The sequence below is a fragment of the Aliivibrio sp. A6 genome (assembly GCF_028765505.1).
GTDB classification, from domain to species: Bacteria; Pseudomonadota; Gammaproteobacteria; order Enterobacterales; family Vibrionaceae; genus Aliivibrio; species Aliivibrio finisterrensis_A.
The window spans coordinates 62,014-84,212 of record NZ_JARACR010000017.1 but is presented as its reverse complement, the minus strand read 5'-3'; the positions used below and the strand labels follow the sequence as shown (position 1 = coordinate 84,212).

General features: G+C 38.9%; 16 protein-coding genes, 2 tRNA genes and 1 riboswitch. Of the genes, 8 read left to right on the top strand and 10 right to left on the bottom strand.

The genetic code is table 11. The features are described from left to right. The first annotated feature begins 126 nt into the window (after positions 1 to 126). A complete protein-coding gene (locus PVK70_RS11530; RefSeq protein WP_130046971.1) occupies positions 127 to 1,653 on the top strand; it encodes a YjjI family glycine radical enzyme in 1,527 nt (508 codons plus the stop codon). A 12-nt stretch (positions 1,654 to 1,665) separates the two neighbouring features. Then, on the top strand, positions 1,666 to 2,577 hold the full coding sequence (locus tag PVK70_RS11525) for a YjjW family glycine radical enzyme activase (RefSeq protein ID WP_130046972.1): 912 nt from the start codon (positions 1,666 to 1,668) through the stop codon (positions 2,575 to 2,577). Between the two features lie 28 nt (positions 2,578 to 2,605). Here the strand turns inward: PVK70_RS11525 and PVK70_RS11520 are convergent, their stop codons facing one another. Together PVK70_RS11520 and PVK70_RS11515 are read right to left on the bottom strand one after the other, a co-directional pair. After that, a complete protein-coding gene (locus tag PVK70_RS11520; protein WP_130046973.1) occupies positions 2,606 to 3,370 on the bottom strand; it encodes a class I SAM-dependent methyltransferase in 765 nt (254 codons plus the stop codon). Between the two features lie 99 nt (positions 3,371 to 3,469). Further along, the gene (locus tag PVK70_RS11515) at positions 3,470 to 4,381 is read right to left on the bottom strand and encodes a LysR family transcriptional regulator (RefSeq protein ID WP_130047094.1); all 912 of its coding nucleotides are present in this window, start codon (positions 4,379 to 4,381) and stop codon (positions 3,470 to 3,472) included. A gap of 309 nt (positions 4,382 to 4,690) precedes the next feature. Between PVK70_RS11515 and PVK70_RS11510 the strand changes: the two genes are divergently transcribed. Further along, a complete protein-coding gene (locus tag PVK70_RS11510) occupies positions 4,691 to 5,248 on the top strand; it encodes a TMEM165/GDT1 family protein (protein WP_165367169.1) in 558 nt (185 codons plus the stop codon). Between the two features lie 255 nt (positions 5,249 to 5,503). Continuing rightward, positions 5,504 to 6,874: an L-serine ammonia-lyase gene (locus PVK70_RS11505; protein ID WP_130046975.1), complete on the top strand. Its 1,371-nt coding sequence runs from the start codon at positions 5,504 to 5,506 to the stop codon at positions 6,872 to 6,874. Between the two features lie 80 nt (positions 6,875 to 6,954). Here the strand turns inward: PVK70_RS11505 and PVK70_RS11500 are convergent, their stop codons facing one another. Genes PVK70_RS11500 through PVK70_RS11490 form a run of 3 tightly spaced genes read right to left on the bottom strand, consistent with a single transcriptional unit; the run spans position 6,955 to position 9,706 of the window. Next, complete coding sequence (locus PVK70_RS11500; RefSeq protein WP_422836534.1) at positions 6,955 to 7,752, bottom strand: ABC transporter ATP-binding protein; 798 nt, start codon at positions 7,750 to 7,752, stop codon at positions 6,955 to 6,957. Beyond that, positions 7,749 to 8,789, bottom strand: a complete 1,041-nt coding sequence (locus tag PVK70_RS11495; protein ID WP_130046976.1) for a FecCD family ABC transporter permease — start codon at positions 8,787 to 8,789, stop codon at positions 7,749 to 7,751. Before PVK70_RS11495 ends, PVK70_RS11500 begins: the two co-directional genes overlap by 4 nt. Then, positions 8,789 to 9,706 carry an ABC transporter substrate-binding protein gene (locus PVK70_RS11490; RefSeq protein WP_130046977.1) on the bottom strand — a complete coding sequence of 306 codons (918 nt, stop codon included), beginning with the start codon at positions 9,704 to 9,706 and terminating at the stop codon, positions 8,789 to 8,791. The genes PVK70_RS11495 and PVK70_RS11490 overlap by 1 nt, the downstream gene beginning before the upstream one ends. Before the next feature lie 40 nt (positions 9,707 to 9,746). Further along, a riboswitch (cobalamin riboswitch) is annotated at positions 9,747 to 9,882 on the bottom strand. Positions 9,883 to 9,963: 81 nt separating this feature from the next. Between PVK70_RS11490 and PVK70_RS11485 the strand changes: the two genes are divergently transcribed. Together PVK70_RS11485 and PVK70_RS11480 are read left to right on the top strand one after the other, a co-directional pair. Next, positions 9,964 to 10,500: a cobalamin adenosyltransferase gene (locus PVK70_RS11485; protein WP_130046978.1), complete on the top strand. Its 537-nt coding sequence runs from the start codon at positions 9,964 to 9,966 to the stop codon at positions 10,498 to 10,500. Between the two features lie 496 nt (positions 10,501 to 10,996). After that, positions 10,997 to 12,403: a diguanylate cyclase domain-containing protein gene (locus PVK70_RS11480; protein ID WP_274441464.1), complete on the top strand. Its 1,407-nt coding sequence runs from the start codon at positions 10,997 to 10,999 to the stop codon at positions 12,401 to 12,403. Between the two features lie 21 nt (positions 12,404 to 12,424). Here PVK70_RS11480 and PVK70_RS11475 read toward each other — a convergent pair whose 3' ends face one another. Then, entirely contained in the window at positions 12,425 to 13,618 is a 1,194-nt protein-coding gene (locus PVK70_RS11475) for an MFS transporter (protein WP_165367170.1), read from the bottom strand. Between the two features lie 113 nt (positions 13,619 to 13,731). On the opposite strand from PVK70_RS11475, the gene PVK70_RS11470 reads away from it, so the two are divergent. Further along, the gene (locus tag PVK70_RS11470; protein WP_130046980.1) at positions 13,732 to 14,601 is read left to right on the top strand and encodes a LysR family transcriptional regulator; all 870 of its coding nucleotides are present in this window, start codon (positions 13,732 to 13,734) and stop codon (positions 14,599 to 14,601) included. A gap of 337 nt (positions 14,602 to 14,938) precedes the next feature. Here the strand turns inward: PVK70_RS11470 and PVK70_RS11465 are convergent, their stop codons facing one another. After that, positions 14,939 to 17,587: a molybdopterin-dependent oxidoreductase gene (locus tag PVK70_RS11465; RefSeq protein ID WP_130046981.1), complete on the bottom strand. Its 2,649-nt coding sequence runs from the start codon at positions 17,585 to 17,587 to the stop codon at positions 14,939 to 14,941. Positions 17,588 to 17,916: 329 nt separating this feature from the next. Beyond that, on the bottom strand, positions 17,917 to 20,562 hold the full coding sequence (locus PVK70_RS11460) for a beta-N-acetylhexosaminidase (RefSeq protein ID WP_130046982.1): 2,646 nt from the start codon (positions 20,560 to 20,562) through the stop codon (positions 17,917 to 17,919). A gap of 520 nt (positions 20,563 to 21,082) precedes the next feature. On the opposite strand from PVK70_RS11460, the gene PVK70_RS11455 reads away from it, so the two are divergent. Beyond that, a complete protein-coding gene (locus PVK70_RS11455) occupies positions 21,083 to 21,562 on the top strand; it encodes a DUF1097 domain-containing protein (protein ID WP_130046983.1) in 480 nt (159 codons plus the stop codon). 436 nt (positions 21,563 to 21,998) lie between these two features. On the opposite strand, the gene PVK70_RS11450 is transcribed toward PVK70_RS11455, so the two are convergent. Beyond that, positions 21,999 to 22,074, bottom strand: a tRNA-Asn gene (locus tag PVK70_RS11450). A 30-nt stretch (positions 22,075 to 22,104) separates the two neighbouring features. After that, a tRNA-Thr gene (locus PVK70_RS11445) sits at positions 22,105 to 22,180 on the bottom strand. Positions 22,181 to 22,199 lie beyond the last annotated feature (19 nt).

The following is a 22,199-nucleotide window of genomic DNA, read 5'->3' as shown; positions in this document are numbered from 1 at the left end:
AAGCGCCTCAGAACTACTTAACATCTTTACATTTCCAAAATAGAAATAAGTAGTTCGTATACTTTCACTAAAAGAAATGGCACTATTCCATTAAAATAAACCCATACTAATAAAAAGGGTTTTATCATGAGTCAAGAACGTTTCTATAGCATCATTACCGATGCAAACCTTTCTCCAAAACAGAAATCACAATATTTAGCATTAGAAGCTGAGGCTAGCTTGCCTTATATGGAGATTGACTCTGATACTCAACAAGCACTGGATGATGGCATTCTGTGTGATATGTTTGAGGGCCACGCCCCTTTTAAACCTCGTTATGTATTGCCTGATTACGCAAAGTTTTTATCTCAAGGTTCAAAATACCTAGAGCTATCTGCGGCTGAAGATTTTGATGATGCATTAAATTTACTTACTATTATTTATCATCATGTCCCTTCCGTTACTTCTATCCCTGTTTATCTTGGCCAACTTGATACTGTACTTATGCCTTATATTGGTGCCCTTAGTGATGAAGAAATTTACCAAAAAATAAAACGTTTTTGGATAATGCTTGATCGCACACTACCTGATGCCTTCATGCACGTAAACATTGGCCCAACAGATAATATTATTTGTCGTACTATTTTGCGTGTTGATGCTGAATTGAAGCAAATTGCTCCTAACTTAACCTTTATGTACGATGCTGAGATCACACCAGATGATCTGCTTCGTCAAGCGGCTGCCAATATTTGTGAGTGCAGTAAACCTCACATTGCAAATTACCCAGTACACGCAAAAGCGTACAATAACACCGGCTTTGGCATCGTCAGTTGCTACAACTCGCTACCGTTAGCAGGTGGCTCTAACACTCTTGTCCGCATGAACTTAAAAGAAGTGGCTAAAAAAGCCCAAAATAAAGCGGACTTTGTTAATAACGTGCTGCCTAATTACTGCAACGTTATGTTTGGCTTAATTAATACAAGAAGTTCATTCTTACATGAGAAATCAAATTTCTTTGAAGGTTTTTTAACCAAAGAAGGATTAATTAGTGAAGACCGATTCGCACCAATGTTTGGCATTTACGGCATGGCTGAAGCCGTCGATATTCTTATGGAAAAAGAAGGCATTGCAGCAAAATACGGTCATGGTGAAATGGCAAACCAATTGGGCCATGCTATTTCAAAACAACTCTCAGAGATCGTTGATGCAACCGAGGTAAAACACGGCTATCACGGGAAAGCACTGCTTCATGCACAAGGTGGCATTAGCTTAGATCTTGATGTTACTCCAGGTGTTCGCATCCCTTACGGCACAGAACCTGATCCAGTATCTTATGTGCAAGCCACTGCTGAGCACCACCAATATTACACCTCTGGTGTCAGTGATATTTTAACCATTGATGAAACGGTTAAATCTAATCCTGAAGCGATGTTTAACTTAGCAAAAGGTGCACTGCAATTAGGCTATCGTGAGTTTACCGCCAATGTTGCTTCAAACGATTTAGTTCGCATTACCGGTTACATGGTAAAACTGTCTGATATCGCTAAATACGACGCTGAAGGCTCTCGAACCAATACTACCTTTTTAGGAGCAGAAGCGGCGAAAAACACTGAAGTATTGAACCGCACACCTCGTGTTGTGGCGCTAGAAATGACACCTGCGTACGCAGAATAAGAAATCATTACTATGGTTAACGCTGATCTTTTTTCTGGCGATAACATCAACGACAACAAAACAGGATTGGTCAGTAAAATACTGACCTTTTCTTGTGTTGATGGCCCAGGAAACCGCCTTGTGATCTTCTTACAAGGCTGTAATTACGATTGTATAACTTGTCATAACCCTCATACCATTAATCACTGTGATCATTGTGGTGATTGCGTAGAGCCATGCCCAACAGGTGCATTAACCTTTGATGATTCACCAAACAAGAAAGTTATATGGGATGAAGCGCTGTGTACTCAATGTGATAAATGCATTGATCTCTGCCCAAGTAAATCAAACCCAAAAATAACAACGTATACGGTCGGAAAACTAATTGAATTCACCAAAAAACACGCCCCGTTTTTAAGTGGTGTTACGATTTCTGGTGGTGAAGCGACCCTACAATTACCTTTCATTATTGAATACTTTAAAGCCATCAAATCCGAAAAATCATTAAGTCACCTTACTTGTTTCATAGACAGCAATGGCAGTCTGTCTGAGCAAGGTTGGACGAAAATTCTACCCTATTTAGATGGGGCTATGATTGACTTAAAAGCATGGCAAAATGACACGCATCTATGGTTAGTCGGTAGAGAGAATCATCGCGTATTACACTCGATCAATCTATTAGCTAAACACGATAAATTGCACGAAGTTCGGCTGTTGTACATTCCAAATAAAACCGATTTATTGTGTGAAATCGATGCTATTAGTGAGTATTTAAAGACATTACCCGAATATATCACTATCCGTTTAAATGCATTCCAACATCATGGCGTAATTGGTGAAGCGCTAGGGTGGGATAAATGCAGTAAAGTACAGATGGAAGAGTTTGAAGCCAAGTTAGTAACTCGATTGGGGCGTTCAGTGATCTCCCCATCGATTTATACTTAATGTTTTATAAAACAAGAATAATAAATAATTACTTAAAGAAAACCGCCGTTAAATAGCGATTATTAAGTCCTTTAGTCACTATTGAGCGCATTCGATAAAACAACGCGCTCGGTTTTTTAATATAGTGCTTCACAATATTCCGCCCCACCCCTTGTGAGCGGTTTTCTTTAGATTCTTTTTTCGAAAACAATCCTTTAAATTCCCAATGCTGAATCTGCTCAAAGGTCTCACCTGGTTGGTAATTTGAAGCTGAAAACAGACGATAAAAAGAGGTGACGGTAAAATCATGCAAATGGTGAGGATTCCCATCAACCGTTGGTGTGGTCGGAACCGATGCGATCATAACCCCCTGTTCATTCAACTGAGTTAATAAGTGCGTTACCATTTTTTGAGGTTCAGGTACATGCTCTATGGTTTCTAAGCTAATGATAGTATCAAAGTGCTGAAAGCCGCCCTCTTTACTAACTAATTGAAAATCCATACCGTTACCGCATTCGTAACGTAAGTTATCCGCTTGATAATGCTCCCTGGCATAGTTAATCGCCATTGGATCAACATCAACACCAACAAATTGTTTATCAGGATGAGCCTCTGCCATTAATGCAGTGCCATAACCACAGCCACAAGCAATATCTAAAATAGAGCTGCCACGTAACTGCTCAGAGGCAAATTGATAACGCTCTAAATGTATATCCAACACATCTTGATGGCCTTTATCATCTTGGTTCAACTGTTTTGGGTATATGCGTTCTAAAGAGTGCTCTGCGGTGATCTGTTCTTGTGGTAAATCCATTTTACTGCCTTGATAAACAATTGGTTATAAAACATCACATAAAATGTGACGCTAATATTTCTCCAAAAATAGTAACATTAATTACCTAAGCAGAATGTCTTATTTTCCTTTAATGCGATCACACAACCAACTTACGGCCTGATCATTAATGCTTAATTTATTATAAACCATGCTATACACCACCTGCCCATAATCAAACGGCATCGGTTTTATCACTAACCCCTTCGCCTGACTTGCCATTTCTGCCCATTTTTTAGAGCTCGTAAATAAAAATTCAGTGTGATGACACAAGGTTGCTGCACTGCCAAAATCGGCCACAGAAATAACGACGTCCCTTGGTTGGTATTGCTGAGCTAGACACTGCTCAAAATAAGGAACATTTAATTCCTTATCAAAAATACCAATATGCTTATAAGCTAAATACCCCTCAACCGTTAACTCTTTATCAACTAGGGGATGATTGGCACTCATAAGACAGACCATTTCATCTTCGATCACTGTTTCCCATACCAATTGTTTTTCAGTCGTTGGCGGCTGACTTCTATCATGTGGCAGTAAAATCACATCAACTTGGCCATTTAATAAGGCATCAAACCCCAACTGCTCTTTTGAGTGGATGTCGATATGAGAACTAGGCGCTTGAGTCGAAAGAATATCACTAATGATTGGGGCAAATATCTCAAAAGTACTTTCTCGCATTGAGAGTGAGTACTTACCAGAGAAGTCTTTAGGTTTAAACGTAGACTGATTCAGTAACCCATTCATATTATTCAAAATTTGATGCAATACGGGTCCAATCTTTAACGCATAAGAGGTCGGAATTAATTTCGTACCGTCACGATAAAACAGCTCATCATCCAACAATTGTCGTAATTGAGATAAGGTTTTACTCATACTTGATGGGCTCATGCATAATATCTCAGCACTTTGCGTTACGCTGTGTGTAGAGAGCATGACATGCAGAGCAGTAAGATGCTTAAAGCTAATGCGAGAGAGTTGAATAAGATCCATTATTGCCCATCGAGTAAAATCTAAACTTGGACACATTATAAAACACTTTGCCGTTGAAATAAGAAATAACATCCTTTAATATCCACCGCCTTACTCTTTGGGGAGTAGCCTGCTTTCTTTTTTTATCTAAATATAGAAAAACCTGAAAGTTCGTATATCAACATAATTGATGCAAAATCATCATGGTGTGCGAGACAAGTATGAGCAACTTGTTCGGCAAGACCTTAGATTAACATCACGAACCATTGGGTGGGCGTGAGGTTTTTCTATGGATCTTATAATTATAATCCCGCCCAAGTGAGTAATGTCGTGAGTGTATTAGCAATATCCATAACCACCGTCGCACTAGCTGAAATCGGTGATAAAACCCAACTTCTCTCTTTACTGCTTGCCAGTAGATATCGAAAACCAATCCCTATTATTGCCGCGATCTTTTTTGCGACCATTTTAAATCATGCTTTAGCTGCATATTTAGGCGTGGTTGTCGCTGACTTCTTAACCCCTGAGACCTTAAAATGGGTTCTCATTGTAAGTTTTGTTGCTATGGCGGGTTGGGTATTAATCCCTGATAAATTAGATGACGACGAAGCCATCTCAAGCAGAGGTCCCTTTGTTGCAAGTTTTATCGCTTTCTTTATTGCTGAAATTGGTGATAAAACGCAAATAGCAACGTCTATCTTAGGTGCTCAAAATGCCGATGCTCTACATTGGGTTATTTTGGGTACTACCATAGGTATGTTATTGGCCAATGTTCCTGTTGTTCTTATCGGTAAATTCTCTGCCGATAAACTGCCTTTAACCTTAATTCACCGTATTACTGCCGTGATTTTTCTAGGCTTGGCGATAGGGACTTATCTAGGAATGTAATAGCTTAGATCCTTTTTCCCTTTCTTTTTAGGGGTATTTGTCCTGCTATATTCGTGCTATTTTGCACATTATTAATCCCGAGTTACCGTTAGGCGTGCTTGGGATTTTTAATTTTAATACCAACTAACGAAATTAAATTGGTATCAGCACAAATCTACAAAACAACTAAACTTAATAATTATAATAGCAATGCCTTTAAATGCCGCTCACACATTTATATTCTTGGTTTTGCAACTCTACAATAGGTAATGTCTTATGCTGTCTATCTTTGATATCTACAAAATTGGCGTTGGACCATCAAGCTCTCACACAAATGGTCCTATGATTGCTGGGTACAACTTCACCCTGCTTATTCAACCACATTTAGCGCAAGTTTCTCGTGTTCAGGTTGATTTATATGGTTCACTCTCTTTAACGGGGATCGGCCACCACACTGACCGCGCAACCATTTTAGGCTTGCTGGGAAATCGTCCAGATACCATCAAAATAACCAGCGCCAACTTAGCTATGAAAAAAGCGATTGAAGATAAGATATTACATATTGCAGGTGCTCATGAAATCATCTTTGATTATGACACTGACATGCTTTTTCATAAAACCAACTTACCTTTACATGAAAATGGCATGACGATTTCAATTTTTGATGCCGCAGGACAACAACTTGCCATCGAAACCTACTACTCAGTTGGTGGTGGTTTTATTGCTACCGCAGATGAGCTAATCAATGGTAAAAGCACCGCTGATATTGAGGTGGAATTCCCATTTAAGTCTGCTGATGAGATGCTAGCAAAAGCAGAAGAACAAGGACTAAGCTTAGGCGCTTTTGTACTACGTAACGAAGTTGCATTTCAACCGATGGAAGCCATTGATGCAAAAGCCGACCAAATTTGGAAGGTTATGTCTCTTTGTATGGACCGCGGTTTTCAAACTGAAGGTATCCTTGAAGGCGGCCTAAATGTCGTTCGTCGTGCGCCTGCTTTATTGAAAAAACTGGAAGCAAATGCCTCTATTGAAAATGATCCAATGGAGATCATGGATTGGATTAACTTATTTGCGTTTGCAGTAAGTGAAGAAAACGCAGCAGGCGGCCAAGTAGTTACATCACCAACTAATGGCGCTGCTGGTGTTATTCCTGGTGTATTGATGTATTACCATAGATTCATTAAAGAGCTAGATACGAAACAACTAAAAGACTTCTTAGCGGTATCTGGTGCGATTGGTATTTTATACAAAACCAATGCGTCGATTTCTGGTGCTGAGGTGGGCTGTCAGGGTGAAGTTGGCGTTTCATCCTCAATGGCAGCAGCAGGCTTAACTGCGCTTCGCGGCGGCAGTAATGAGCAAATTTGTATGGCGGCTGAAATTGCCATGGAACACTCATTGGGTATGACCTGTGACCCAATTGGGGGCCTTGTTCAAGTGCCTTGTATCGAACGTAATGCCATGGGCTCAATGAAAGCAATTAACGCCTCTCGCATGGCGTTAAAACGCACTAGTAAATGTCTTATTTCACTCGATAAAGTGATCGATACCATGTATCAAACAGGTAAAGACATGAACCGTAAATACCGTGAAACATCACTCGGTGGTTTAGCATTAATCCACATGGCACCACCGTGTGAATAATTTCATATAACCAATAAACAAAAAATCCAGAGTTCTCAAACGAGGCTCTGGATTTTTATGGTTACTCTCTAAATGTTGAACTACTTCTTATACGGCGACACTATCGTATTCCCTGTCACTGCATGATGGGACACCATCACTAAGTCTTGGTATAAAGCTCGGATATTCTCTTCACTCAATACTTCATTGGGCTTACCTTCTGCCATCACTTCACCTTGGTTAATCAAGATTAGGCGATCACAAAACTCAGCGGCGGTATTTAGATTATGAATCGCAACCAAAGCTGATTTTCCATTTTGACACTCTTTAGAGAGCACATTCATTAACTGGGATTCATGGCCAATATCCAAGCTAGCAGTTGGCTCATCAAGCAACATTAATGGCGTTCCTTGCACTAATGATCGAGCAAAGTGAACTAGTTGCTTTTCACCGCCAGATAAGTCTGTCACGGTTCGAGCGCTTAAATGTCCTATTCCAACCCTTTCTAACGCCGCTTTGCTTTGATCTTTGATAACGACAGGGGAAATGAGTTCTTGTTGCTGACGAGCATGAAACCCTAAACCAATAGTCTCCATTACACTGAATGGGAAAGCCGCTTCACTGTATTGGGGTAAATAGCTCATGCTTAATGCACGATCAATATGAGAAAGAGTCGATAACGACTTGCCTTTAATTGATATCTCACCCTGTGAATAGCTTTGAAAGCCACTAATACATTTCATCAAGGTACTTTTACCTGCGCCATTAGGGCCAATAATACCGACTAACTCACCCGCATTCACAGAAAAAGAAATATCTTTTAATAACGCCTTTGAACCGACCAGATAGCTGAGATTTGATACGTTCAGTAGCGTTTTTGTTAAATTCATCTTGCTCATGCTAAACGCCCTTTTCTTTGAAATCGAATAATCAAACCGATAAAGTAGCAACCACCGATAAACGAGGTAATGATCCCCGCTTTCAACTCATTTGGGGCAATAATCCAACGGCCTAACAAATCACACACAAGTAAGAAAATAACACCAAAAATAGCAGAGAACGGTAACAGTTTTTCATGCGCAGGCCCAACCAATAAACGCACTAAATGTGGCACCATCAAACCAATAAATCCGATTGGTCCGGCTATCGCTATCGACATTGCGGTAAGTAAAGTTGCGAACATCAATAGTTTGAATCGGGTTTGCTTTACATTAAGCCCCATGCCATGCGCACTTTCTTCACCTAATGCTAATAAATTTAAGGCACGACTCTCTTTTAATAGCAAAATTGAAACAATGATAATAACTGGCGTTGGCCATAATAAATGTTGCCACATACGCCCATCTAAGCCACCCATAGCCCAAAAGACAAATTGACTGACTTCATATTGTTGAGCCATTAATAGCAACCCCATTCGTGCCCCCCCCAATAAACTAGAGAGTGCTAAACCGGTTAAGATTAAAAACAGAATTTGAGACGACGAACTGCGAGAGGCTAAAACATAGATAAATGCTGATGCCGCCAATGCGCCAACCGTAGTAAAAATAGGTAACCACATCGGATTCATAAACGAGAAGCCAGATACAATTGCGATGACTGCCCCAAAACTACTGCCAGAGCTCACACCCAATACATCAGGACTCGCTAATGGATTTTTAAATAAACCCTGAGTACAAGCTCCTGCCAACGCCAATGCACCACCAGCCAGAATAGCGGCGCACGCTCTAGGTAATCGAATGTGCATGACAATTGCAGAGGCTAATGGGTATTCTTTTGTGGCGAGTTCGCTGCCATTCATCAAGTAACTCTTAAACATCGACAAAATATCGATAATTGGAATATGCACCGCACCAAGGCTGAGATATGCCAAAAACAGACCAATAAACAGACTGACTGAGATAATAATTTGAACTGAAGTTAAACGATAAAAAGGCATTAAGGTTTCTTATACGCAGAATGATTAACAAAAAGAACCGCATCAATAATGTATTGGCTATAAACACTTCTTAATACATGAGGCATTTGATACACACGCCCTTCTTTAATAGCTGTGACTGATTGCAATGACGGATCAGACATCACTTCTTGTTTGAACTGCTCTGCGCCATTCTTATCACCATAAACCCATGCAGGAATAAACAATACATCAGGGTTAAGCACAATCACCATCTCTTTTGATACTGGCACTTGTCCGTACTTATCACTCACTAATCCTTCAATCGCATTATCTAAATCTGCTTGCTCTAATACTTCATCCCATGTTGAGTCTTGCCCACTAGAGGTTCCCCAAGGGTTGTAATCTAACGCTGTTAATCTTTGTTTTGGCTTAATCACATCTTGAGTTAATCGCGCCTTCATTTTGGCAACGACTTTTTTAGCCGCTTCGCTTTTGTTAACTATCTCGCCAACACGTAAGATCTCAGCTTTAATCTCTGCAATTGTTTTAGGTGTTTGAATTCGATAAACAGGAATGCCCGCATTTTCAATAATGGCTAATTTTGATGCGTCACTCCAATTGGCCGCAAACACAATGTCAGGACGATTCGCGATGATCATTTCTACATTCAGCGCTAATAAAGGAACTGATTTAGGAAGAATATCTTTTACCGCAGAATAGTTAGGATTATTAGCAAGATCAGTCAAACTTGAGAGTGAACTCTCATCCACTAACTCGAGTAACACAGCATCTGTAAATAATGTTTTTGAGGATATTTTTTTAGGCTCTTGTTCAATAACAACAGAATTCCCTAAGCCATCAATCATACTTAACGGATAGATAGTCTCAGCCATTGAGGAAAAAGAAAACAAACAAGAAGAGGCAATAATAAATGATTTTAACGCAAGCCAACGCATGGCAACTCCTGTAAATCGCGTACATTATAGCTCTGAACAATAGAGCATAAAATTAATCACTTCGTATCTGACTCAAATCCCATTGAGACTTTCACAGTGGCGCGTCCGTTACGGATTCTCACCGTATTCCGAAGTGGTCGACATTGTACGTCGCTACGATAATATATTCTATCTATTAAACTCAGATTATCTCGCTATGTTTTCTTAGCTCATGGTAAAGTATATTTCTTCATAACCCACTAATAAGTAATGTAACTATGACACTTAAAGCATCTGGTAATGTCGGTGAACTCTCTTACCCATTCATTTTTGAAGACAGTCCGCTGTGTGATTTTGAGATTTTAACTGACGAGTTATGTACCTATACTGGCCTCGCTCTTTCTCAAATATCAAATCAGGAAGTTCGAGAGTCCCTAGAACGCTTACAACCCAAAATATTCAATTTAAATGGATCAATTCGTGGTAAATGCGGAATTTTTGAAGACGATATTCAAAACCTGCTATCTGAAATGTTACATTTTAAGTCTCAAGTTCACGACGATGCGAAGCGCTTTGTTCTTCCTCGCGGCACTGGCCCTGTTATTCAACTTCATCAATGCCGTAGTTTAAGTAAAAAAGTGGTGCGCGCTTTAGTTCAAGTGGATAAATTAACCACAAAGAACATTCCAGAAACACTGCCTAGATTTGCCAATGTATTAGCAAATTATTACTTTGTATTAACCCGTGTGTTAAATCAAGAAGCGGGGATTGAAGAGCCTGAATACATCAGTATTAATTACCCCTCTCCAAAGTAAGTAGATTTGAGTTTATCGACAAGCAATTTAAGTTGCCAAATGGTAGTAAATTAATTGCTTGTTGGTTATTTAATGGAGATAAAAGTCAGTAGAAAAACAACAAATAGTCACCCTTAGTTACATAAGATCTTAATTTCCAACACCACAGCGGTATAGGTCAATTTTTCTTCGGATTTATTATTTTTTTAGCGTTGATAGAAATATTCATATGCTATAAAGTTCCCCACTTATAACACCAATAAATAATACTCTCACAAAAGAGTTTGTTACATAAATGGTGCCCATATTAATTTTAAGTTAAGTGAATAAAGTGATTACATTTAATAAGTCCAATAATCTATTTTTTTGGCCTCGCTTTATTGTTTTATTTTTGTGTTTATTTTCTTTCTTATTTTCTATTTTTTATTTCTATAAGTATTCAGAAAGTGAAATAAAGATCAATCAAATAAAAACAGAACAAAGTGCGCTAATTTCCGCTCAAAAAAAATACATTGCAATGACCCTTAACAGCATAGGGAAAGATCTCCTGCTGCTTTCTGACTTCATTGAAATCAATAAGGCTTATGATAAACATGATAAAAAACTCATTAAACTTGCCGAGTTAAATACACTTGCTTTAAGCCTTAGAAAAGGACTTTACGACCAATTACGTTACCTTGACCTTGAGGGTAACGAAATCATCCGTATTAATTATAATAATGGTATTCCTGCCATCGTACCTAAACATCAGCTGCAAAATAAACGTAACCGATACTACTTTAAAGACAGCTTGAAATTACATGACGGTGAAATTTATATCTCTATTCTTGATTTAAACATTGAGCACGGAGAAATTGAGCTACCTTATAAACCAATGATCCGCCTTGCAACACCTGTATTTGATGAATATGGAAAAAAACGTGGTGTGGTAATACTCAATTATTTAGCAGAGCATCTACTTGATGGTTTAAAGCTTTTCTCATTAGAACAAAAAAATCACCATATGCTTATTAATAGCGATGATTATTTTCTCATTTATGATAAAAGACCTGAATTAGAATTTGCATTTATGTTTGGCGAAAATGCAGATAAAAAATATTCTGCTATTTATCCAAAAACATATGAGTGCCTTAAAAACCGTTCAAAAGGGCAATTCCTAATAGGATCTGGCATACTGACTTTTGACTCTGTATTTTCATATCCTAAAAATGTAGAAACAAGCAAAGACGTTTCCATCATTAACAAAGAAGATTCGTGTTGGCGTTTAATTACCTTTGTACCAAGTGCACCAATTTGGAGCTTAGAAAAGATTGAAAAAAGTGAATTACTCATCGTAATTAGCCTATTCCTTTTCTCTTTACTCGTGGCTTTATTAATTGCACAGCTACAACTTAAAAAGCGAATGAATCATAATAAAATCAAAAAATTAGCACATCACGACTGCTTAACTGGCTTAATAAATCGTGGGTATTTTAAAAAACTATTCCATTGGAAAATGCAACAGGCACGCAAGGACGATACTAAATTAGCATTAATCTATATCGATTTAGATGGCTTTAAAGATCTTAACGATAACTTTGGTCACAGTGCTGGTGATTTAGCTTTAAAAGCAATAGGCAAAAACCTATACAGCGCTTTTTCTGAAAATGCTTATGTGTCTCGTCTTGGCGGTGATGAATTTGCCGTTCTGATTTATGATCTTATTGATCAGCAAACAGCGATCGCACAGGTAGATCAATTTATTAAAAACAGTCATGTGCCATTGATGTTCGAAGATATGCCTTACCATTTAAGTACGAGTATTGGTATTGCCTTCTTCCCAGAACATGGCGGTTGCATCAATGATGTAATGCACAATGCTGATGCTGCTATGTATGACATCAAACGCTCTGGAAAGAATGGTTTTAAAGTATTTGAAATCTAACAAATAAAGAGACCTCTTTGATTACGCCCATGCAACCTTGGTATGGGCGTAATTATATAAACGCCAACAGAGCCAAAAGATAACAACATAAAGTATTCCTGCACCAAGAACCACGCTTTCCCATCCCCCATGTTGCCAACAATACATTAAATAAAATCCACCTAAACTGCCACTAACATAGTAATGCACCAAGTATAGTGCCGTTGCTGTTGATTTCGCCGCCTCTGCTTTTTGGCTTACCCAGCCATACGCCAATGAATGAGTAAAAAAAGCACCAAAACTTAATACATTTAAACCGATAATAATAGTAATAAGTGATTGGTTGCTAGCGATAAGCATACCAATTAAGCTAAGTAACGTTCCTGCAAACATACCCGATACCGCATTAAATCGCTGACACCATAATCCAACTAAACGGGAACTCACTGTGCCTGATAAGTAGCAAAGAAAGATCATAGAAGTCACGCTTAAAGGCAACGAATAAGGTTCAGCAATTAAACGAAAACCAGTAACGGAGTATAAGTTAACAAACAAAGCAAAATTAACCCCTCCAATCAGCATAGCCAAAAAGAGTGGCTTGTTTCTTAAATGCTGAACAAGTACACGATGATAATCAGAGACTGACCGTTTTTCAGTTTGTTGAGCTGTGTCTTTTGGCAAAATTAGAGCTACGATAATGGCACCAATTGCACTTATTAGGGCCATCAAGATCACTGCCATTTGCCAACTAAAATGATCGGTTATAACACCGCCAAATAATCGTCCAGAAATTCCTCCTAACGAGTTAGCACTAATATAAGCACCAATGGCATAACTAAACGCTTTAGCAGTAAACGCATCCGCCATATAAGCGACTGCAACAGCCGCAAATCCAGCAAGTGCGATACCCATTGCTGCACGACTTAGAATAAGAACAATAAGGCTATCGGTTAATAATGAGGTCACTCCTATGACAGGAAGCATGAATAAGCTCAATAAAATCACTTTGCGTCGACCAATGAAATCAGACGCTATCGCCCACGGCAATAAACTCAGAGCCAGCATTAATGTCCCTGCAGCCAACAACCAATTAATTTGAGTCGCAGACACCATAAAATGATCAGCCAATACTGGCAACATAGGTTGAAACAAATACAAATTACAAAAAACCAAAAATGATCCAAAAGCCAATGCGGCACTCACTTGGTAATACGCCTTACTACGAAATTCAATCATCTCAGTGATCATCATCAGGAAAACAATATCAAAACAGTAGCAAGTTCATTGGAATAGTGAAAATATATAATAATTATCGATTTGATAGTTTTTGATTATGGTGTGTAATAAATATGGATACACGATTACTAAAGTATTTTGTCGCAGTTGCAGAGCATAAAAACATTACCCACGCAGCTAACAGTCTACATATCGCTCAGCCAGCATTAAGCGTGGCGATTAAAAAATTAGAAACCGAATTAGAGCTTGAACTCTTTCGCCGCAATGATCGAAAAATAGCCCTCACTCACGAGGGTGAAGTTCTGCTTACCCACGCTAAATTGATTTTACAGCAATTGGATGATGCTTCTCTTGCAATGAAAGAATTAAGAGGATTAGAAAAAGGGGAAGTACGATTAGGCGTACCAAGCATTATGGGCACCTACTATTTCCCTGAGGTTCTCATGGCTTTTAAAAGCAAATACCCAAAATTAAAACTCACTATGGTAGAGGCCGGCGCACAGTCAATACAAAAAATGCTGCTTGATGGGGAAATTGACCTTGGCATTACTCAAGTAAGAGACTTACCTAATGAGCTCGACTCCGATCACTTACTTCGTTCTCAAATGGTGGCTGTTGTTAGCCCTGAACATGAGTTTTCAAAGAAAAAGACCTTATCGTTTACTGAATTTTTCTCTCAAGAGTTGGTGATGTTCAAACAAGGGTATTTTCATCGCGAAAGGTTAGATGCTATTTGCCAACAACAAAAACTAACCGCTAATTTCTCTTTTGAAACCAACTTATTACCTGTGATCTTGAAAATTGTAAAACGTGACTTCGCCATTAGTGCTTTGCTCGAATTAGCCACAGAAAACGAACCTGATATTGTCTCAATTCCCTTTAGTGAACCTATCTTTTTAGATATTTCAATTGCATGGCGAAAAAATGGTTATCTATCAAAAGCTGACCGGACTTTCTTAGAGTTTGTGAAAAACAATCATTAACTATGATGATGGTCAGAAAGACGGCCAATACACCAGTTATTACGCTAATGGGAAAAAAGCGACACAAGCTAATTACGATGACGGAAAAATCAAAGATGGTTCAGTAACTCATTGGAATAATCATGGTGATAAAGTAGAGCAACTCACTTTCAAAAATCAAAAAGTGGTTTCTGAACAAACTTGGTTGCCTGAAAGTTAGTGTTCAAAAAGACTATCAGGATAAAATAAACCCTCAGTAATCTTACTTACTGAGGGTTTATTTTATTTATTAAGTAACACTCAACTCAATTATCACATCTTAAATTGCTTAACCGTGTCATTTAAAACAATAGATAACTTAGCTTGAATCTTTGGCGTTAGCTTCTAGAAAAGACATCACCTCTTCTCTCTCTAGTGGATTTAACCCTGCTCGAGGAAACATGCTCTGAGTGATACCACGCCATTGAGCCTTAGTATACTGCTTGGGATCTTTGGCTGAATGACACATGGTACAACGCTGATAAAATAAGGCTTCACCGACGCTTTGTTTTGTCTCACTGCCTAATCCATTATCATGACCTAGGGTTGCGTTTACTTTATCAATCTGAAGATCGGTATCTACCGTGACAATTCTTGGTGGCTCAAACGCTAAATTGGGTGATTCCGGATCTCGACAACGTTGAATATAAGCCAGACAGGTATTAGCCGTCGTCGCTTGGCTTAAATCACTTGATGCTTTACCAGAGGTTAATACGTTAATTGAGCCACTATTACAGCGCCCTTGGCTATCAAATTGCAACCACGCCCCTTCTTCTAAACTGATCACGCCGGGCATAATCTGATCAGAGACTTTCGCTCCAGCAATCACTCGACCACGTTCATTAAATATCTCAACTAATTGGCCAGAACGAATCCCGTGCTTCTCTGCATCTTTATCATTAATAAGTACGTATTGTCGTCCTTGAACACTTTCGTATTTACGAACTTCTGTATTTGCCAGTTGTGAATGTAACCGCATATAAGGATGCGGGCTAACAACATGAACTTCATTAGGCTTTGCGTTACCAAGATATTCAAACGGTTCTAAGAATGTCGGCATTGGCGGGCAGTTTTTTACATCAAAATTGGCGATATCTTGGCAATATAGTTCTATTTTTCCTGATGTCGTATGCAGTGGGTTCTTCTCTGGATCTTGATAAAAATCACCATGTCTTACCCATTGGTTTGCTTCTTGTGGCACTGGTAATAAAGCGACGCCATTTTTCCAAAACTCATCAAACGGTAATGTAGCAGAAGACGCTTTATAGGCTCGTTTTAATATCTCATCAAACGGTAACCCTTCCGTAAATTTATCTTCAACGTTAAATATTTCAGCTAATCTTCGGAAAATTTCGAAGTCATCTAAACTTTCCCCATAAGGCTGAATAACCTGACGCATCGCATAGATTTTATCGTTACTGTAAGTCCCACCAGAGGAGAGATCATCTCGCTCTAACGTACTGGTTGCAGGTAAAACAATGTCAGCATAACGCGACGATGCACACCACCATGGGTCTTGGCATACAAAGGTGTCTACTTTGTCATTAAGTGCTGCAATCAATTGATTGGTATCTTGTTGATGTGAAAGTAGGTTATTGCCTGCGTTATACACCATTTTAACATCTGGATAGGTGTATTCAATGCCATCTCTTGTAAAGGTTTTGCCTGGGTTCATTAACATTTCAGAAATACGAGATGCCGGGCAAATAGTACTGACTGGATTTTTACCTTGAGACAAGCCAATTGGCAATGTTTTCCCTGATTGTGGCATACCACCATTACCGTAATGCCAACTAAAGCCAACCCCTTCCCCCGGTTTACCAATCTTCCCTAACATGGCTGCAAAGTTAATAATTGCCCAATGAATCATTTCACCATGATCGGCTCTTTGCAGCGACCATCCAGCGGCAAACTGAGTTTTACTTGTTGCAAATTTAATCGCCATTGCCTGAATATCTTTTGCCGATATACCTGTAATTTTCGCTGCCCACTCTGGAGATTTAACCACCCCGTCAGTTTTACCCATTAAATGATCAATGTATTTATCTGCCCCTACGGTGTAGCGATCTAAGTAAGAGGTATCATGTAGATCATTAACATATACATGCTGCGCCATGGCTAAGAATAAAGCGGTATCGGTATTAGGCACAATTTTGACCCATTCCGCATCTAACTCATCATCTGTTCGGGTACGTTGTGGATTAATTGAGATGAAATTGATGCCATCTTCGGCAAACTGCTTCCAATGTGGGTACATTTGATGATCGGCAACTCGAAATTCGATGCGGTTATTTTTCCAAGGATCACAACCAATCAGTACAAATATTTCAGTGTTATCTTTAATTACAGGCCATGCTGTTTGTGGTGAATACACTTCCATATCACCAATAACATGAGGAAGGATAACCTGAGAGGCACCACCTGAATAGTCACCCGTTGTGGTACTTTGCCCACCAATAAGATTAAAGAATCGGCCTTGTAGTACTTGTGGCCTCATTAAACCGGCGTGTGACCAACCACCATAAGAGCTACTAAAAATAGCTTCATTTCCATGGTCGGTGGCTGTCGTTTGAATGGCTTCTGCTACTAATGATAATGCGACATCCCAACTCACACGAACGAAGGGTTCTTTACCACGTAAATGAGTCTTGGTATCGCCTTTTGGATCGGCTAAATAAGAGGCTCTAACCATAGGGTATTTAACACGAGTTTTATCGTAAACCCGACCAATCAGCCCTTCCGTTAACATTTCGGTAGGCATTGCATCGAGATCTTTACGCGGTTGAATACCAACAAGTACACCTGCTTTTACTATCGCATTAAATGGCCCCCAGTGACTTGCGTGCGGGATCACCTCAATATCTTCATCATCAAAGAATTTCGAAGCCGGATAAACCATTAAACCACCACCAGCAACAACTGCTGTAGCAATGGATGTTTTTAAAAAAGTACGTCGAGAAATAGCCATAATACATTCCGTAGTTTTAGTTACTTATCAATACTGATGATTCGATAAGTCATTCATAAGGAATATAGTAAACCTTCAAAGGTTCATTTTAAATGCACATTTATAAATAGATAAACATCGTACGTACTGATGAATGGGGATTTAAGTGATTTTAGAGTCCGCTATAACGAAGTTAGACGATGTTACGTTCATAAAAAACACTTAACCAAAAAATAAAAGAATGATTTCATTTTTGATGTATGAAGTTTATTACATAAAAAAACGGCACCTCTTATAAAAGAAGTGCCGTTTGGTTATTTAATGACTGTTTCTAATTTTTTCTAACGTAATTATTTAACGCTAGTTACTCGGCTAACACGCTCGCCAGTAAATGATGCTGAACGAATTTGAACGTCACCCGTTACTTTTGGTTTGTTTGCATTGTCATATTCAGACCATGTTTTACCGCCATCTACAGAGTATTGTAGCGTTACACCTGGGAATGAAATGTTCATGCTTAGTTCGCCGTTTGCAATTTCTGCACCTGGGATTGGTAGACGGTAATCAATACCCGCTCTTTCAAGCTTCGCTAATTCACGTTGACCCATAGTGTTTGCAAAGTTTGTCCAATCAGTAAGCTGTGCTTTCTTATTCACTAGGTTTGTTTCTAGAGAGTATTTAACACCTGCTTTGTATTCATTTTCCCAAGACGCTTCATGCCATGCACGCTCTGCTGCTGCGATAACACGTGGGAATACCATGTATTCATATTGCTCATCAGTACGTACGGTTTCAGACCAAAGTTGTGCAGACAGACCGTAGAAAGGTTTCTTAGGCGTTACTGTACCTGCACTTTCAAAGCCGTTACCGTCACGGTCAACTGATGTTTCCGCATTTTGAGGTAGGTTTTCTGGTGCGAAACCGAACATCTTACGTGTATCTGTTGCACGAGTTGCCCAGTAGTAGCCACGCTCTTTTGCGTCAACTTCGTATGGGAAATCCATGTAAACGTAATCTGGGTTAGAGATAACTACGTCGTACCCTTTTTCAGCCCACTCGTACGCTGAAGCACCGCCGCCCCAGTATAAAGTATCCCAGAAGTTTGCACGTACTGATTCAGTTGCGAATGCATTAGCACCTTCAGAATATTTAAGACCATCTTGCCACGCTTGGAAGTGTGGGATGCCTTTAGCTGCAACAATTTTAGATACTTGCTCAGCAAAATGGCTTGGAAGATGTTCGAAATCTGCAACTTCACCGCTTGCAATCAGAGACTGACACTGTGGCGATTTTTCAAATGGGAAGTCTTGCTTAGATAAGTCTAAGTCACCTTTCCATGCGATTTTTTCTTCATCGTTGATGTCTTGGAAACCAGCGTGAAGTTTGATGTTTTTCGCTTCATCACCACCGAAGTGCCATGTTGATAGAGGAACACCAGCCGCTTTGTGCATTGCTGCAACTTCAGTGATCACTTTATCTACAAATGTTGAAGATGAATCTAAACATGGGTTAATGAAGCTTTGTTTATTGTAGAACTGAACCGTTGTTACGTTTGATTCGTCTTTTGGATCCATCAGACGGTATTGGTTCGCCTCTTCCATCTTACCTTCAGCAGCAAGACGTGCGTAACGAGCTTCCATTGACATTACTGCTGCACGTGAGTGAGCTGGCATATCGATTTCTGGAATCACTTCAATGTTACGGTTTTTCGCGTACGTTAGGATTTCTAGGTAATCTTCTGTTGTGAAGAAACCAGAACCAAAGTTATCTGAATCAGCACCTGAACCCAGTTGAGGTAATAAACAAGAGGTTTCTGTCTCATCAAAACAACGATTACCACCGATGTCTGTTAGTTCAGGAAGACCTGGGATCTCTAAACGCCAACCTTCATCATCTGTTAGGTGAAGATGTAGTTTGTTAAGTTTGTATGCTGCCATTTGATCAACCGTCGCAAGAATCGCTTCTTTTGAGTGGAAGTTACGAGCAACATCAACCATTACGCCACGGTATTCAAAACGTGGAGCATCTTCTACGTTTAGCGTTGGGATTTCTGAGCTATCTAAGCTTACTAGAGCAAGTAAAGATTGTACGCCGTAGAATGCACCCGCTTGGTCAAATGCAACAACCGTAGTTTTACCTTCAGCCACATCTAATTTGTATGCACCAGATACGCCATCTTTGAATTGCTTCTTATCTACAGAAACAGACACTGGATATTCACCAGAAGTTTCAAGACCTAGAAGTTCAGCACGTTGGTTTAATGCAGCAAGTTGGTCTGCATCAATACCGTTTGCTGTAATAGAGATACCTTTTGCTAAATCAACCGTTTTATTCGTTAGCGTTGTTTTTAAAGGCGTTGGAATAATATGAGAAGACGCATCTACTTCAGCTACATCAGCGTTTTTCTCAAAACGAGTGTTTGCTGTTGCTACAACGTTGTTATCAGCAAGAGTACGTTTTAGTTGAACACCGATAATTTCATCAACAAACTCACTAGTATCTTCAGTATCCAAAGAAATGATATTACGAGCTTCTGCACCTGGAGCCGTTACAAATGCACCTGGCATGAAGTCAGTTTCAAATAGCTGCCAGTACTCAGCTACCAATGGAAGAACTACTTCTTCGCCAGCAGCAAAACCATCAAACTTATCTGTTGGTTCAAGTTTGTGTAAATCACCCGTTACACGAGTAATCTTAAATTGGTCATTTTCAACATCTAGAATTAAACGAATGCTGTGAAAATAGATTGTCCAATCAGCAGAATCAACCGCTTCACCAGTGTTGGTGATTGTCATGTTTACTTTGTTACATGATGCCCATTCAGCCTGAAGTTCTTTACAAGCAAGGCCGTCATCAGCGCCTTGGTTAGTAATCACTGTGTAGTTAATATCTAGGTTTTCAGCCAGCTGGTTAACTGTTGATTGTTCAGAAGAAGTAGAAGAACAAGCCGCTAAGCTTGCCATAATAACAGTAGAAAGAAGGGTTCTTTTCAACATGATTCCATTCCTAAAAATAAAGTAATTAAAATTCAAATCTGGAATTACAATACAAAAGTTTTTTAGTTTTACAAATTAAGATAAATCCAAATTATGCTTTGAATCACACTTAATTCTATATTTTACGGTATAAATTAAAATAATGAGAGTTGCATCAACTTATAACAGAACGGAATACTAGTAGCTCCACTAAAAATATAATTATCATTATGTGAGGTAGCCCACAATAACCCCCAACTAACTGAGGTGCAAAATAAAAATTTAAGACCAACAATACACATTACAACCCCAAGACACTTAATTCACAGTGAAATAAAGTTTTACATGTATGTGTGTATTTACTTAAAACTTTATTTTTCTATTTACATTTTTACTTCATAGAAGTGCAATCGATTGCACTCTCAATTTTTAAAGAGAGCAATGTAACAATAGTTAATTAAGGAGATTTAAATCACTAAAAATCACAGTTAAAGACATTATTATAGGTGATTAGCAAATAACCGATATTATAGGTATAACCATGAGTACATTAATTGCCATTGCGATTACTACAGGCATTCTTTCAGGTCTTTGGGGCTGGGTAGCAGTAAGCTTAGGCTTATTAAGTTGGGCTGGTTTTCTTGGTTGTACGACCTACTTTGCATCCCCTACCGATGGACTAAAAGGCATAGGGTTAAGTATTGCTACTAATCTTAGTGGTGTCTTCTGGGCTATGGTCATCATTAAACTTTCATCAATGGCAAGCCTAGAGATCATTGGTTATGTTATTACAGCTATTGTTGCTTTCTTTATGTGCGCGCAAGCAAAAAAGAGTTGGTTAAGTTTTATTCCTGGTACCTTTATTGGCTCATGTGCAACTTTTGCGTCAAATGGTAACTGGCAACTTGTTATTCCATCTCTAATCTTAGGGGTTATCTTTGCATATGCAATGAAGACATCTGGTTTGTGGCTAAAAGAAAAATTAGAAAATAATAAATTAATGGCAATGAGCAAAAGCTAAAAGTAAATCCCAATTCAGAAAAAGCCTCTTAACTAATCTAATGATAACTAGTGAGAGGCTTTTTTATACCATTCTGGATAAGTAGTTGTTCAGATAATTGCGTAGGAAAAATCGATTAGAGCAAGGCATAAATTACAGTAACTAGTGGTTCTAATTACACCTAATTTTTGCAATAGAAAGGTATAACGCAGATATAATCGATTTTAACAAGCAAGAATGATCAAATACTTATGTAGATTGGTATTATTCATCCTTGAATATCTTCCGAGCTTCTAGCGTTGTAAAGTGACAAAATAGATTTAAACACATTTCATAACTTTAAAAACAATCACTTATGAGATACATGTATAAATAAATTCAAAAAATATTTACAATTCAATAATTTACAAATACAAAAACGCCGCTTGATATTGCTATCAAGCGGCGTTCTTAAAGGTGGCTCCCTTTGCTGGACTTGAACCAGCGACATACGGATTAACAGTCCGCCGTTCTACCAACTGAACTAAAAGGGAACAGGTGTTGCATCTCATAAAGAGAAAATATGGTGCCGACTACCGGAGTCGAACTGGTGACCTACTGATTACAAGTCAGTTGCTCTACCTACTGAGCTAAGTCGGCACACTATATCTTTTGTCAT

What these genes read in the sequence shown, in the direction of transcription:
- PVK70_RS11530 (WP_130046971.1), top strand. Translation starts at nt 127, where the DNA reads ATGAGTCAAGAACGTTTCTATAGCATCATTACCGATGCAAACCTTTCT.
- PVK70_RS11525 (WP_130046972.1), top strand. Translation starts at nt 1,666, where the DNA reads ATGGTTAACGCTGATCTTTTTTCTGGCGATAACATCAACGACAACAAA.
- PVK70_RS11520 (WP_130046973.1), bottom strand. Translation starts at nt 3,370, where the DNA reads ATGGATTTACCACAAGAACAGATCACCGCAGAGCACTCTTTAGAACGC.
- PVK70_RS11515 (WP_130047094.1), bottom strand. Translation starts at nt 4,381, where the DNA reads ATGGATCTTATTCAACTCTCTCGCATTAGCTTTAAGCATCTTACTGCT.
- PVK70_RS11505 (WP_130046975.1), top strand. Translation starts at nt 5,504, where the DNA reads ATGCTGTCTATCTTTGATATCTACAAAATTGGCGTTGGACCATCAAGC.
- PVK70_RS11500 (WP_422836534.1), bottom strand. Translation starts at nt 7,752, where the DNA reads ATGAGCAAGATGAATTTAACAAAAACGCTACTGAACGTATCAAATCTC.
- PVK70_RS11495 (WP_130046976.1), bottom strand. Translation starts at nt 8,789, where the DNA reads ATGCCTTTTTATCGTTTAACTTCAGTTCAAATTATTATCTCAGTCAGT.
- PVK70_RS11490 (WP_130046977.1), bottom strand. Translation starts at nt 9,706, where the DNA reads ATGCGTTGGCTTGCGTTAAAATCATTTATTATTGCCTCTTCTTGTTTG.
- PVK70_RS11485 (WP_130046978.1), top strand. Translation starts at nt 9,964, where the DNA reads ATGACACTTAAAGCATCTGGTAATGTCGGTGAACTCTCTTACCCATTC.
- PVK70_RS11480 (WP_274441464.1), top strand. Translation starts at nt 10,997, where the DNA reads ATGACCCTTAACAGCATAGGGAAAGATCTCCTGCTGCTTTCTGACTTC.
- PVK70_RS11475 (WP_165367170.1), bottom strand. Translation starts at nt 13,618, where the DNA reads ATGATTGAATTTCGTAGTAAGGCGTATTACCAAGTGAGTGCCGCATTG.
- PVK70_RS11470 (WP_130046980.1), top strand. Translation starts at nt 13,732, where the DNA reads ATGGATACACGATTACTAAAGTATTTTGTCGCAGTTGCAGAGCATAAA.
- PVK70_RS11465 (WP_130046981.1), bottom strand. Translation starts at nt 17,587, where the DNA reads ATGGCTATTTCTCGACGTACTTTTTTAAAAACATCCATTGCTACAGCA.
- PVK70_RS11460 (WP_130046982.1), bottom strand. Translation starts at nt 20,562, where the DNA reads ATGTTGAAAAGAACCCTTCTTTCTACTGTTATTATGGCAAGCTTAGCG.
- PVK70_RS11455 (WP_130046983.1), top strand. Translation starts at nt 21,083, where the DNA reads ATGAGTACATTAATTGCCATTGCGATTACTACAGGCATTCTTTCAGGT.